Genomic DNA, 12,681 nt, shown 5'->3' with positions numbered 1-12,681 from the left:
CCTCTTGTTCACCATGGCCCGAACATAGGCGCTTCGCGCGGCGGTCTCAACCTCAGCTCTGCGCCTTCAGCTCCAACCGGCGCGCGTGCAGCACTGGTTCGGTATAGCCCGAGGGCTGTTCGCGCCCCTTCAGCACCAGATCGCAGGCCGCCTGAAAGGCCACCCCGTCAAAGCCCGGCGCCATGGGGCGATAGCTAGGATCGCCCTCGTTTTGACGGTCCACCACGGCTGCCATTTTTTTAAGCGCAGCCTCGGCTTCTTCGCGGCTGATGACACCGTGATGCAGCCAATTCGCCAGCGCTTGGGCCGAGATGCGGCAGGTCGCGCGGTCTTCCATCAGGCCCACGTCGTTGATGTCCGGCACTTTGGAACAGCCGACGCCCTGATCGATCCAGCGGACCACATAGCCCAGAATGCCCTGCGCGTTGTTCTCAATCTCGCGGGTGATTTCCTCGGTGCTGAGGTTGCGGCCTTCCATCACCGGAATGGTCAGCAGCGCATCAAGCGTGGCGCGTGCGCCGCCCTCTTTGATCTCTTCCTGCCGCGCCAAGACGTTAACCTTGTGGTAATGTGTGGCGTGCAGGGTAGCCGCGGTGGGCGATGGCACCCATGCGCAATTGGCCCCGGATTGGGGATGGCCGATCTTGGCCTCCAGCATCTCGGCCATACGGTCGGGCATGGCCCACATGCCCTTGCCGATCTGCGCGCGGCCCTGCAAGCCGCAGGCGAGACCGATATCGACGTTGCGATCCTCATAGGCGGCGATCCAAGCGCTGTTCTTCATCTCGCCCTTGGGCACCATCGGCCCGGCTTCCATACTGGTATGGATCTCGTCCCCCGTACGGTCGAGGAAACCGGTATTGATAAAGGCCACGCGGTGTTTCGCGGCGCGGATACATTCCATGAGGTTGGCGCTGGTGCGGCGCTCTTCGTCCATGATGCCAAGCTTCACAGTATATTGCGGCAGGCCGAGTGTCTTTTCCACATGGGTGAAAATCTCATCGGCAAAGGCCACTTCCTCGGGCCCGTGCATTTTGGGCTTCACCACATAGACGCTGCCGGTGACCGAGTTGCCGCCCGCGCGTTTGAGGTCATGAATGGCGATCAGCGTGGTCACCATGGCATCCATCAGCCCTTCGCCAATCTCGCGCCCTTCGCGGTCGAGTACGGCGGGGTTGGTCATCAGATGGCCGACATTGCGCACCAGCATCAGCGAACGGCCCTTCAGCGTGACCTCCCCCTCCCCATCGGGCGCGGTATAGCGACGGTCCTCGGCCATGCGGCGGGTGACGCTCTGGCCGCCTTTTTCAAAGGTCTCGGCAAGGTCCCCTTTCATCAGCCCCAGCCAATTGCCATAGGCCAGCACTTTGTCTGCGGCATCCACCGCCGCGACACTGTCTTCGCAATCCATGATGGTCGAAAGCGCGGATTCGATGATCACATCCGCAACGCTGGCGGGGTCGTCCTTTCCAATGGCATGCTCGGGGTCGATCTTGATCTCGATATGCAGACCATTGTTGCGCAGAAGTACCGCGTCGGGCGCCTCCGCCGCGCCTTGGTAGCCCGCGAACTGCGCCGGATCGGCCAAGCCGCAGGGCGCGGCATCCTGCGCCATCACAGCTTCAAGGTGCCCATCCACAACGCGGTATCCCGCCAAATCTGCATGGCTGCCCGCCGAGAGCGGCACGGCGTCATCCAAAAAGGCTTTTGCCCGCGCCACCACCCGCGCGCCGCGTTCTGCGTCATAGCCCTTGCCCACCGGCAGATCGCCCAGCGCATCGGTGCCATAGAATGCATCATAAAGGCTGCCCCAGCGCGCATTGGCAGCATTGAGCGCAAAGCGTGCGTTGGTGATCGGGACGACAAGCTGCGGCCCGGGCACCTGCGCGATTTCGGGGTCTACGTTTTGCGTCTCAATCTGGAACGCCGGGCCTTCGGGCAGAAGATAGCCAATCTCGCGCAGAAAGGCGGTGTAGCTTTCCGCGTCATGGGGCTGGCCTGCGCGCGCGCGATGCCACTCATCAATCTTGGCCTGAATTTCGGCCCGTTTTTCAAGCAACGCACGGTTCTTGGGCCCGAGGTCATGCACAAGGTCCGACAGCCCCGCCCAAAAGACATCCGCGTCTACACCGGTGCCCGGCAGCGCCGATCCTTCGATGAAGTCGACCAGCGCGGGCTCTACCTGCAAACCGTTCTTGTCAATTCTACCCGTCATTCTCCGCCCTCTCCCGCGCTGGATACCTTTGTGAAAGGTCTAGCAGAAAGGCAAAGCGGCGCAAGCGCGGGCAGGCAGGCGGTAGTGGCGCTAGTCGGCAACCGGCTCCGGAGTGGCGATCACCGGCTCGGCGTCCGCCGGGCCATCGACGGGCTGCACCTCACCTTCCGGCGAGGGGTCGGTGGCCTGCAACACCGCGTAGACGATGCCGGCAATCATCAAGAGCGCCCCTGCGATGATCGCGGTTTTGATACCGATCAAAGCGGGGCGATGACGTTTCTTCTGCGTTTCGGTATCGGTGTCGGGGGCGGACATGGATACACCTCATTGCTCGAAGTTGGGGCAGCTCGGCTTGCAGGCCGCCTTCTGGAGACATAACATTTCCCAGACCAATTACGTTCCCGCGACTGGAGGCCCAATGCGCGACGCCACCCCCCAAACGATCTATCTCAGTGACTACCAGCCCTTCGGCTTTCTGGTGGATGAGGTGGCCCTGACCTTTGACCTCGATCCTCATAAGACACGGGTCAAAAGCCGCATCGCCTTTCGCCCCAACCCGGCGGCGCAGGAGGCTGAGTTTTTCCTGCATGGCGAGCAACTCAAGCTCATCTCCGCGCAGATTGACGGCAAGCCGGTCACCCCGAAGGTGACGGAACGCGGTCTGACCTGCGATGTGCCCGACGGCCCCTTCGTCTGGGAGGCCGAGGTCGAGATTGACCCAAAGGGCAACACCGCTCTCGAAGGGCTTTATATGTCGGGCGGCATGTATTGCACCCAATGCGAGGCCGAAGGCTTTCGCAAGATCACCTATTACCCCGACCGCCCCGATGTGATGAGCGTCTTCACCGTGACCATCAACGGTCCGCATCCCGTTCTGCTGTCCAACGGCAATCCGGTCGCGCAGGGGCAGAACCATGCCGAGTGGCATGACCCGTGGCCCAAGCCTGCCTATCTTTTCGCGCTGGTGGCGGGCGATCTGGTCGCCCATTCCGACCGTTTCACCACCATGTCGGGCCGCGAGGTCGATCTGAACCTCTATGTGCGCCCCGGCGACGAAGGCAAATGCGCCTTTGGGATGGAGGCGCTCAAAGCCTCGATGGAATGGGACGAAGAGGTTTACGGTCGTGAATACGACCTCGACATCTTCAACATCGTCGCGGTGGATGACTTCAACATGGGCGCGATGGAGAACAAGGGGCTGAACATCTTCAACTCCGCCGCCGTTCTCGCCTCCCCCGAAACCTCGACGGATGATAATTTCGAGCGGATCGAAGCGATCATCGCTCATGAGTATTTCCACAATTGGACCGGCAACCGCATCACTTGCCGGGATTGGTTCCAACTCTGTCTCAAGGAAGGGCTGACCGTCTACCGCGACGCGCAGTTCACGTCGGACATGCGCTCTCCGGCGGTGAAACGCATCGGCGATGTGATCGACCTGCGCGCGCGTCAGTTCGCCGAGGATCAAGGCCCGCTGGCCCACCCGGTACGGCCCGAAAGCTTTCAGGAGATCAACAACTTCTACACCGCCACCGTCTATGAGAAGGGCGCCGAGGTGATCGGCATGCTCAAAACCTTGGTGGGCCATCACGCCTATGCCAAGGCGCTGGACCTCTATTTCGAGCGTCACGACGGCGATGCGGCGACGATCGAAGATTGGCTGAAGGCCTTCGAAGACACCACGGGCCGCGATCTGACCCAGTTCAAACGCTGGTATTCGCAGGCGGGCACGCCGCGTCTTTCGGTGGCAGAGGCTTGGGATGCGGGCAAGGGCATCTTTACGTTGACCTTCACCCAGCACACCCCGCCCAGCACCGCCACGCCTGAGCCGAAACCGCAGGTTCTGCCCATCACCGTGGGGCTGATCGGCGCGGACGGGGCCGAAGTGGCCCCCTCTCGCGTGTTGGAGATGACCGAGGCCGAACAGAGCTTTACCTTCGACGGGCTGGATGCGCGCCCCGTGGCCTCGGTGCTGCGCGGTTTCTCCGCCCCGGTGGTGCTGGAGCAAGACCTCTCGAAAGAAGAGCGCCTGCTGCTGCTCGCCTATGACAGCGATCCTTTCAACCGGTGGGAGGCCGGGCGCACCTTGGCGCGGCAATCCTTGCTGGCGACGATCACCGAAGGCAGCGCACCGGATGCTGAATGGCTTGCCGCCCTGCGGGCCGTGTTGGAGGATGAAACGCTTGAGCCTGCCTACCGCGCGTTGATGCTGGGGCTGCCCAGCCATGCCGATCTGGCCAGCACCCTTCATGACGCAGGCAAAACGCCGGATCCGGCGGCGATCCATCAGGCGGTGGAGGCCACCCGCGATGCCATGGCCGAGCGTTTTGCCGCGCTGCTGGGTGATCTCTATGACCGCCACAGGGTCGACGCCCCCTATCAGCCCAATGCGGCGCAATCGGGCAAACGCGCCTTGACCAATGCAGCACTTGCCCTGCTGACCCGCGTTGAGGGACCAGCGCGCGCGCAAGCGCAGTTCGACGATGCCGACAATATGACCCAACAACTCAGCGCCCTCGCCGCCCTGCTGCGTGCGGGCCAAGGCGACAAGGCGCTGGTTGCCTTTGAGGCGCAGTGGCGCGATGACCGGTTGGTGATGGACAAATGGTTCGGGCTGCAAGTCAGCCAAGCCGCCCCAGAAGAGGCGGCCGAAGTGGCGCGCAGGCTTACCGAGCATGCCGATTTCAATTGGAAGAACCCCAACCGCTTCCGCGCGGTCTTTGGCAGCCTTGCCATGCATCACGCCGGGTTCCACCATGAAAGCGGCAAGGGCTACGCCCTGCTGTCCGACTGGCTGATCAAGCTTGACCCGGTGAACCCGCAGACCACGGCGCGGATGTGCTCGGCCTTCCAGACATGGCGACGCTACGACATGGCGCGGCAAGAGATGATCGAGGCCCAACTCGACCGCATCCTCGCCAGCCCCGATCTCAGCCGGGACACCTCTGAGATGCTCAACCGTATTCGCGGTGCCTGACACGCCTATTCAGACAAAGGGCATGGCGGCCTATACCTACCGCCGCCATGCCCGCAACCGAACGGCCCTTTTGCTGTTGCCCGTGATCTGGCTGGCCCTCGCGGCGGCGTGGCTCTGGCTCGACGCCTCGGGCTGGATCATCGGGATGCTGGGGCTCTTTACCCTGCCCGCACTATGGGAGATCTTCAGCAATCCAGCGAGCGGCCTGACGCTCGACCAGCACAGCCTGTCGTGGTTCACCGGCAAACGGGATGCGAAAATCGCGCTGGCGCAGGTCGACCGGGTTCGGCTCGATACGCGCCTTGATATGTCCGTGCGCGCCACGGTCATTCTCCGCACCGGGCGCAAGATCAACCTGCCCTTCGAGGCCACCCCGCCGCACCGCGCATTGGAAGCCGCGCTTCAGGCGCGCGGCATCACGACGGAACGGCATCACTTCACGCTGATCCAGTAATCTACGGGCGGCTGCGGGGCCGGGTCGCATTCAACGGTTTGCAATAGGACTGCCGCCGCAGCCAGCGGGACATATCCGCCCGTTTGGACGCGCTGCGCATCGGCCCCCAATCGGCCCCGACGCCGCGCCGCCCGTTTCCGGCGATCACCCCATCGCGCGGCACGGTCGTCGCCATGATGCGCACGGCACAGCTGAGGTTCGCGGCGCCGTTCTTGAGCGCATCACCGCTGCCGACATTGCATTTATACCCCCGCGCGGTGCCCGGCAGAATTTGCAACAAACCGTACCAGCGGCCCCCGCCACCCACGGCCCAAGACCGATAGGTGCTTTCATGTTTGGCCAGCGCCGACATGAAGCCGACCCAAAAGGCGCGGCGTTGACTGTCGGATGCCGTGGGATAGGCCGGGCACCACTCCGCCACATCACCGGGCACCATATCCACCAAGGGCTTGCCATGGGATTTCAGCGCCGAGATCGCCGCGCGGGTCCAAAGCGAATGCCCCCGCATATGCTGCCAGCGCGTGCGCGGCAGGTTGCCCGGACGCGCGGGCGGGCGCAGCGTTGTGGTAAAGGGCGCGGTTTCAAGCGCGGGCGGTTCGTCCTCGGCCTCGACCTCATCGGGGAAGGACAAAGACGTGGCGGCGGTCTGCACCACATTATCCACCTCCACCACCGGGGCGGGCTGTTTGGGCAATTCGGCCCAAATCATGGTGGGGCCGGCGCAGAGCAATAGGGCAATCATGGCAGGTTTCATGGCGCGCATAAGACCGCCCCAAAACGCGCTTGGCAAGCGCGGCAGGGGCGCGGGATCGGCAGATTTCCTCTGATCGGGAAACAGCGCGCGCCGCGCCGCCGGATTGTCGCGAAGGATCGCCCCCGCCTGCCCGACTGCGCTGCAGAATTTTCCCGAAAGCTCCGCACGCCGGACACGGTTCCGCCCCATTGCCCGGTCAAACCTAAATCATCGACAAACAGCAGGCAGGACCGGCCCCAGATGAAGAAACTCTCGCATATGATCCCGTCCGCCCTGCAAGCGTTCTTTGCCAAGCCCGCACCGCAAGCGCCCGAGTTCGAGCCGCTGGAAATGCCGCTTCTGCGCCGCCGCGCGCCGCGCGACGCGCTGCTGCGCATTTCCTGCCCCGACCCCACCGCCGAAGAGATGCAACGCGACCGTCACCAGTACCGCGCGCAATGGCTGGTCCGCCAAGAACGTTGGGAGGAGATGGCAGAGCTTTTGCAAGAAGCCGACGAGAACCGCGAGATGACACCGGGTGCGATGCCGGTGGCCGAGCTGATGGCCTTTGGCGCGCGGGCGGATGTGATTCTCGCCGCGGAACACGCGCTTTACGACGGCAAACCGGCCAGTGACGCGCCCCTGATGGCCGGGATCGAAGCGCTGGAACATGTGTTGGAAGATCACGCCGGGAGCGCCATGATCGCCGCCATCGTGGCGCAGGCGCATATGGACATCGGCTGGGCGTGGCGCGGCACGGGCTGGGACAGCGACGTGCCTGCCCGCAACCACGCGGCCTTTGCGGCGCATTTTGAACGCGCGGAGCAGATCCTCGCGCCATTCGACAAGGACACAGCCGCCTCGCCCCTGCTCGCGGCGACGCACTGTGCCCTTCTGGGGGGAACTGGCGGTGACGCCCGCGCCGTGGCCGACCGCTACGCCCGGCTCATCGACCTGAACCCCGAAAACCCGCGCCCCATGCGGGCCATGGGCAACCACCTTCTGCCGCGGTGGCATGGCTCATATGACCAATTGGAACTCGAAGCCCGTCGCACTGCCGCGCGGACCGAAGAGACATGGGGCGCGGGCGGCTATACATGGGTGCAATTCGACGCCATCAGTTGCGATGCGCGGGCCTGTGCCAATCTTGATGTGCCGTTTTTCATCGAAGGGCTGCGCGATATCCTCGCGCGTCGCCCCGATCCGCATAGCGCCAACTTGTTGGCCGCCTATTGTGCCAGCGCCATCGGTCAGGCCACCCCGTCCGAGGATGCCGCAGGGGCCGTGCGCGCCGAGATCGCCGATTGCGCCCGCTGGATCGTCCGGGATCATATGACGGAATTGCACCCGATGCTCTGGGCCCATGCCGCACGCGGCTTCGACAACAATCTGCGCGTCCGCTCCGCCCGGCGCTTTGCCGCCTCGGGCCGGGATGAGGCGATGCGCATCATCACCGGCCTGTTCCAACGCGAGATCGAAGCGGGCAAACGGGTCATTTTCACCGAAGGTCGCCGCCAGATTGCCATGCCGAGCTAAGCCTGCCTCTTGAAGCGCGTGGTGCGCTCCAGTATGACCGGCCAAGTTCCAATTGACCGAAGGCGGCCGCGATGCTTGATCTGAGTTACGACACCCCGAAACCGCGCGTGATTGCCGGTGCCAAACATGACTGGGAACTGGTCATCGGGATGGAGGTGCACGCGCAGGTCGCGTCGAACGCGAAACTCTTCTCCGGCGCCTCGACCAAATTCGGCGCGGAGCCCAACAGCAACGTGGCCTTCGTCGATGCCGCGATGCCCGGCATGCTGCCGGTGATCAACGAATATTGCGTCGAACAGGCCGTGCGCACCGGGCTGGGCCTCAAGGCCGAGATCAACCTGAAATCCGCTTTCGACCGCAAGAACTACTTCTACCCCGACTTGCCGCAGGGCTATCAGATCAGTCAGCTTTATGAGCCCATCGTGGGCGAAGGCGAAGTGCTGGTCGAGATTGGCGACGGCACCGCGCGGCTCGTGCGGATCGAGCGCATCCATATGGAACAGGACGCGGGCAAATCGATCCACGACATGGACCCGAATATGTCTTTCGTCGACCTGAACCGTACCGGCGTCTGCCTGATGGAGATTGTCTCGCGCCCCGACATTCGCGGCCCCGAAGAGGCCGCCGCCTACCTTGGCAAACTGCGCCAAATCCTGCGCTATCTGGGCACCTGCAACGGCGACATGCAGTCCGGCGCGATGCGTGCTGACGTGAACGTGTCGATCTGCCGCGTGGGTCAATATGAGAAGTATCAGGAAACGCAGGACTTCTCGCATCTCGGCACCCGCTGCGAGATCAAGAACATGAACTCCATGCGCTTTATCCAGCAGGCCATCGAAGTCGAAGCCAAACGCCAGATCGCGATTGTCGAAGCCGGTGGCGAAGTGGTGCAGGAAACGCGCCTTTTCGACCCAGACAAGCAAGAAACCCGCTCCATGCGCTCCAAAGAAGAAGCGCATGACTACCGCTATTTCCCCGACCCCGATCTGCTGCCACTGGAAATCGAGCAGGCCTGGGTGGACGAGATTGCCGCAAACCTGCCGGAACTGCCTGACCAGAAGAAAGCGCGTTTCATCGGTGACTTTGGCCTGTCGGACTACGACGCCTCCGTGCTGACGGCTGACCTCGACAGCGCGGGCTACTTTGAGGCCGTGGCGCAGGGGCGCGATGGCAAGATGGCGGCGAACTGGGTGATCAACGAACTCTTCGGGCGTCTCAAGAAAGACGACAAGGGCATCACCGAAAGCCCGGTCACCCCGGCGCAGCTTGGCAGCATCGTCGATCTGATCGCGTCAGATGCGATTTCCGGCAAGATCGCCAAGGAAGTATTTGAAATCGCCTATACAACCGGGCGCGAACCGGAAGAGATCGTGGAGACTGAGGGCCTCAAGCAGGTGACCGACACCGGCGCGATTGAGACGGCAGTGGACGAGATTATCGCCGCCAACCCCGCGCAGGTCGAAAAGGCCCAGCAGAACCCGAAGCTGGCGGGCTGGTTCGTCGGTCAAGTGATGAAAGCCACGGGCGGCAAGGCCAACCCTAAGGCCGTCAACGAAATCGTGTCGCGCAAGCTCGCCCAGCAATGAGCGACGCCCCGGCCCCCTTCCGTTCGGACGAGATGACGGTTCTCCCCGAATGGATCGATTTCAACGGCCATTTGAACATGGCCTATTACAACGTCCTGTTCGATCAGGGCGTTGACCAAGCCTATGGCGAAATCGGTCTGGGGCCGGAGTATCAACGCACGGGTTGCACCACCTATGTGGCTGAATTCCACGTCTGCTACCTGCGCGAACTGCATGAGGGTGACCGCGTCCATACCACCTTCCAATTGCTCGACCATGACGAGAAGCGGTTTCACAGCTTTCAGGAACTGTGGCATGTCGACGGCTGGCTTGCCGCCACCGCCGAGGGGCTGACGCTGCATGTGGACCAGTCCGGCCCGCGTGTGGCCCCCATGCCGGACCATATCCTGACCCGTCTTGACGCGATGCGCCGCAGCCATGCCAAACTGCCCAAGCCGGCGCAGGCCGGTCGCAGCATCGGCATCCGCCGCAAATCCGCCTGAAACTCACCTGACGCGGCTTATGTCGCCAACCCAGCCGAGGCCCCTATGCGCTACGAATACAAGATCCTTCCCGCCCCCAGCAAAGGGCAGAAAGCCAAAGGTCTGAAAGCCCCCGAAGCGCGTTTCGCCAAAACCTTGGAAGAATGCCTGAACGAACAGGCCGCCGAGGGCTGGGAATACCAGCGGGCCGAGACCTTGCCTTCGCAAGAGCGGTCGGGCCTGACTTCGACCACCACGGAATGGCGCAATGTGCTCGTGTTCCGCCGCTTGGCGACCGCCGCGGGCCAGCAGGAGGATGGCGATCTGCTGCCGCCCGCCACTGCTGCCGCAACGCCCGCCTTGGCCGCCACGATCGAAGGCGAAGACACCGCGCTTCAGGCCGATGCGCCCGCCTCTATCACGCCCGAGGATGACGCGCCCGCGAAAGAGGGACCCGCCAAAGCGGCGACGCCGCCTGCGTTTCTGTCCGGCCCCTCAGCGGATGAAGCTTCGCCGCAGGGCAGCGACGAAGACGACGATAAAACAAAGCCCTGAACGCGGCGCTTATTCGTCCAGGTCAAGCGCCAGCGCGTGAATGCGCCCCATCAGATCCGGCCCCAACGCGCTGTGCACCGCCCGGTGCCGCGCCAGCCGGTTTTGGCCCTTGAAACGCTCTGACCGGATGCGCACGTTAAAGTGGCTTTCGCCCCCCTCCTGAAATCCGGCATGACCGCGATGGCTTTCGCTGTCATCCACCACCTCCAGTTCACGCGGCGCAAAAGCGGCTTCCAGCCGATCCGAAATCTCTTGTGTTGTGGACATGTTTTTACCCCCGGCCCCCTTCAATCCTGCGACGCAGGGTATATGGTGACCGGCCTGAGTCGGAAAGGTCTATCCACATGCCAAAACCTGATCCCTTCGGATTCGACATGTCCGTGTCGTCCTCCAAAAAGAAAAACCCCCGCGGCCGCCGCGGCATGTCCGGTGCGTCGGAAACCTCGACCCGGATTTGCGACCACGAAGGCTGCGACGAGCCGGGCAAGTTCCGCGCGCCCAAAGCGCCCGATGTGCTGGATGACTACTTCTGGTTCTGCCAGAAACACGTGCGCGAATATAACGCGAAGTGGAGCTTCTTTGACGGCACCACCGAGGCCGAGATGAACGCGCAGATGTCCAAGGACAAGGTCTGGGAGCGCACCACCAAACCACTGGGCGACCCCGAGCAGCGCGCATGGGCCCGTCTTGGCATCGAAGACCCGCATCAGGTCTTGGGCAAGAACGCGACCCAGAACCCCGGCAAGGGCCAGCAAGCGGGCCGCCGCCTGCCGCCCACCGAACGCCGCGCGATCGAGATTCTCGAAGCCAAGGACACTTGGACAAAGCCCGAGGTTCGCAAAGCCTACAAAGCGCTGATCAAGGTGCTGCACCCGGATATGAACGGCGGTGACCGCAGTCAGGAAGAGCAGTTGCAACTGGTCGTTTGGGCATGGGACCAGATCAAGGGCAGCCGCAACTTCAAGGACTGATCCCGCGACCGGACCAGCGGCCGGTTGCGGATAATGCCAGTTGCCCCCTTCCCCTTGCGGATATGCACGATATGTTGCACCAGATACGCGCGCGGCCCCGACCGCGCGCCTAAGGAAAAGGATGACGAGCGATGGCCGACGGTGCACTGGAACATGACATGAAACCCACCGAAGAGGTCTCGGTGCGCGATGTCTTTGGCATCGACACCGATATGGTCGTCAAAGGTTTCCCGCAGCGCACCAGCCGCGTGCCGGACATCGACAGCACCTATAAGTTCGACCCTGATACCACGCTGGCGATCCTCGCAGGTTTCACCCACAACCGCCGCGTCATGATTCAAGGCTATCACGGCACGGGCAAATCGACCCATATCGAACAGGTCGCCGCTCTGCTGAACTGGCCCACCGTGCGCGTCAACCTCGACAGCCACATCAGCCGGATCGACCTCATCGGCAAAGACGCGATCAAACTGCGCGACGGCAAACAGGTCACCGAATTCCACGAGGGCATCCTGCCTTGGGCCCTGCGCAACCCGACCGCGATTGTCTTTGATGAATACGACGCGGGCCGCGCCGATGTGATGTTCGTGATCCAGCGCGTGCTGGAGCATGACGGCAAGCTTACGCTGATGGATCAGAACGAGATCATCACCCCGCACCCCTATTTCCGTCTGTTTGCCACCGCGAACACCGTGGGTCTGGGCGACACCACCGGCCTTTACCACGGCACCCAGCAGATCAACCAAGCGCAGATGGACCGTTGGAGCCTTGTCGCCACGCTGAATTACCTCAGCATCGACGCCGAGACCGCGATCGTGCTGGCGAAAAACCCGCATTACAACACTGAGAAGGGCCGCAAGACCCTTAAGCAGATGGTCACCGTGGCCGACCTTACCCGCACCGCCTTCATGAACGGCGAGCTTTCGACCGTGATGAGCCCGCGCACCGTGATCGCTTGGGCGCAGAACGCCGAGATCTTCCGCAACGTGGGCTATGCCTTCCGGCTGTCCTTCCTCAACAAATGCGATGAGCTTGAGCGCCAGACCGTGGCCGAGTTCTATCAGCGTTTGTTCGACGAGGAACTGCCCGAAAGCGCGGCCAGCCTGAGTTTGGGCTAAGCCGCCCCGGCGGGTTCGCCCGCCGCCCTGCAGGACGCGTTTCGGCACGCAAAGGCGCCCTGCCCTTCCCAGACG

12 protein-coding genes are annotated in these 12,681 nt (G+C 63.0%); 8 read left to right on the top strand and 4 right to left on the bottom strand.

Annotated features, from left to right (window positions below; translation table 11 throughout):
- Positions 1-52 precede the first annotated feature (52 nt).
- Both J7392_RS13120 and J7392_RS13115 read right to left on the bottom strand, forming a co-directional pair.
- Positions 53-2,215, bottom strand: a complete 2,163-nt coding sequence (locus J7392_RS13120) for a malate synthase G (protein WP_209217943.1) — start codon at positions 2,213-2,215, stop codon at positions 53-55.
- A gap of 90 nt (positions 2,216-2,305) precedes the next feature.
- Positions 2,306-2,530, bottom strand: a complete 225-nt coding sequence (locus J7392_RS13115; RefSeq protein ID WP_168612016.1) for a hypothetical protein — start codon at positions 2,528-2,530, stop codon at positions 2,306-2,308.
- A gap of 103 nt (positions 2,531-2,633) precedes the next feature.
- On the opposite strand from J7392_RS13115, the gene pepN reads away from it, so the two are divergent.
- Both pepN and J7392_RS13105 read left to right on the top strand, forming a co-directional pair.
- Positions 2,634-5,192: an aminopeptidase N gene (gene pepN, locus J7392_RS13110; protein WP_209217942.1), complete on the top strand. Its 2,559-nt coding sequence runs from the start codon at positions 2,634-2,636 to the stop codon at positions 5,190-5,192.
- A gap of 22 nt (positions 5,193-5,214) precedes the next feature.
- Positions 5,215-5,646, top strand: a complete 432-nt coding sequence (locus J7392_RS13105; RefSeq protein WP_247744577.1) for a hypothetical protein — start codon at positions 5,215-5,217, stop codon at positions 5,644-5,646.
- 1 nt (position 5,647) lies between these two features.
- On the opposite strand, the gene J7392_RS13100 is transcribed toward J7392_RS13105, so the two are convergent.
- On the bottom strand, positions 5,648-6,589 hold the full coding sequence (locus J7392_RS13100; protein WP_247744576.1) for a transglycosylase SLT domain-containing protein: 942 nt from the start codon (positions 6,587-6,589) through the stop codon (positions 5,648-5,650).
- Between the two features lie 51 nt (positions 6,590-6,640).
- Between J7392_RS13100 and J7392_RS13095 the strand changes: the two genes are divergently transcribed.
- The 4 genes from J7392_RS13095 to J7392_RS13080 all read left to right on the top strand — a co-directional run bounded on the left by J7392_RS13095 (position 6,641) and on the right by J7392_RS13080 (position 10,517).
- Positions 6,641-7,915, top strand: a complete 1,275-nt coding sequence (locus tag J7392_RS13095; RefSeq protein WP_247744575.1) for a hypothetical protein — start codon at positions 6,641-6,643, stop codon at positions 7,913-7,915.
- Positions 7,916-7,986: 71 nt separating this feature from the next.
- On the top strand, positions 7,987-9,501 hold the full coding sequence (gatB, locus tag J7392_RS13090; protein ID WP_209217939.1) for an Asp-tRNA(Asn)/Glu-tRNA(Gln) amidotransferase subunit GatB: 1,515 nt from the start codon (positions 7,987-7,989) through the stop codon (positions 9,499-9,501).
- Positions 9,498-9,983, top strand: a complete 486-nt coding sequence (locus J7392_RS13085; RefSeq protein WP_209217938.1) for a thioesterase family protein — start codon at positions 9,498-9,500, stop codon at positions 9,981-9,983. The genes gatB and J7392_RS13085 overlap by 4 nt, the downstream gene beginning before the upstream one ends.
- A gap of 45 nt (positions 9,984-10,028) precedes the next feature.
- Entirely contained in the window at positions 10,029-10,517 is a 489-nt protein-coding gene (locus J7392_RS13080) for a DUF4177 domain-containing protein (protein ID WP_209217937.1), read from the top strand.
- 9 nt (positions 10,518-10,526) lie between these two features.
- Here J7392_RS13080 and J7392_RS13075 read toward each other — a convergent pair whose 3' ends face one another.
- Positions 10,527-10,784 (bottom strand): BolA family protein, encoded by a 258-nt coding sequence (locus tag J7392_RS13075; protein ID WP_067263286.1) that lies wholly within the window; start codon positions 10,782-10,784, stop codon positions 10,527-10,529.
- A gap of 77 nt (positions 10,785-10,861) precedes the next feature.
- Between J7392_RS13075 and J7392_RS13070 the strand changes: the two genes are divergently transcribed.
- Together J7392_RS13070 and cobS are read left to right on the top strand one after the other, a co-directional pair.
- Positions 10,862-11,488 (top strand): J domain-containing protein, encoded by a 627-nt coding sequence (locus J7392_RS13070; protein ID WP_168612010.1) that lies wholly within the window; start codon positions 10,862-10,864, stop codon positions 11,486-11,488.
- Between the two features lie 131 nt (positions 11,489-11,619).
- Positions 11,620-12,606, top strand: coding sequence for a cobaltochelatase subunit CobS (cobS, locus tag J7392_RS13065; RefSeq protein WP_209217935.1), 987 nt, complete (start codon positions 11,620-11,622; stop codon positions 12,604-12,606).
- Positions 12,607-12,681 lie beyond the last annotated feature (75 nt).

Origin of the sequence: Sulfitobacter sp. R18_1 (genome assembly GCF_017743915.1) — a bacterium.
Classification (GTDB): domain Bacteria; phylum Pseudomonadota; class Alphaproteobacteria; order Rhodobacterales; family Rhodobacteraceae; genus Sulfitobacter; species Sulfitobacter faviae.
This window is presented reverse-complemented; position numbering and strand designations above follow the sequence as displayed.

Bases quoted from the DNA above. Each gene is read 5' to 3' on its own strand.
- J7392_RS13085 (WP_209217938.1), top strand. From the start codon at position 9,498: ATGAGCGACGCCCCGGCCCCCTTCCGTTCGGACGAGATGACGGTTCTC.
- J7392_RS13100 (WP_247744576.1), bottom strand. From the start codon at position 6,589: ATGGGGCGGAACCGTGTCCGGCGTGCGGAGCTTTCGGGAAAATTCTGC.
- J7392_RS13075 (WP_067263286.1), bottom strand. From the start codon at position 10,784: ATGTCCACAACACAAGAGATTTCGGATCGGCTGGAAGCCGCTTTTGCG.
- J7392_RS13115 (WP_168612016.1), bottom strand. From the start codon at position 2,530: ATGTCCGCCCCCGACACCGATACCGAAACGCAGAAGAAACGTCATCGC.
- J7392_RS13095 (WP_247744575.1), top strand. From the start codon at position 6,641: ATGAAGAAACTCTCGCATATGATCCCGTCCGCCCTGCAAGCGTTCTTT.
- J7392_RS13105 (WP_247744577.1), top strand. From the start codon at position 5,215: ATGGCGGCCTATACCTACCGCCGCCATGCCCGCAACCGAACGGCCCTT.
- J7392_RS13070 (WP_168612010.1), top strand. From the start codon at position 10,862: ATGCCAAAACCTGATCCCTTCGGATTCGACATGTCCGTGTCGTCCTCC.
- pepN (WP_209217942.1), top strand. From the start codon at position 2,634: ATGCGCGACGCCACCCCCCAAACGATCTATCTCAGTGACTACCAGCCC.
- gatB (WP_209217939.1), top strand. From the start codon at position 7,987: ATGCTTGATCTGAGTTACGACACCCCGAAACCGCGCGTGATTGCCGGT.
- J7392_RS13120 (WP_209217943.1), bottom strand. From the start codon at position 2,215: ATGACGGGTAGAATTGACAAGAACGGTTTGCAGGTAGAGCCCGCGCTG.
- cobS (WP_209217935.1), top strand. From the start codon at position 11,620: ATGGCCGACGGTGCACTGGAACATGACATGAAACCCACCGAAGAGGTC.
- J7392_RS13080 (WP_209217937.1), top strand. From the start codon at position 10,029: ATGCGCTACGAATACAAGATCCTTCCCGCCCCCAGCAAAGGGCAGAAA.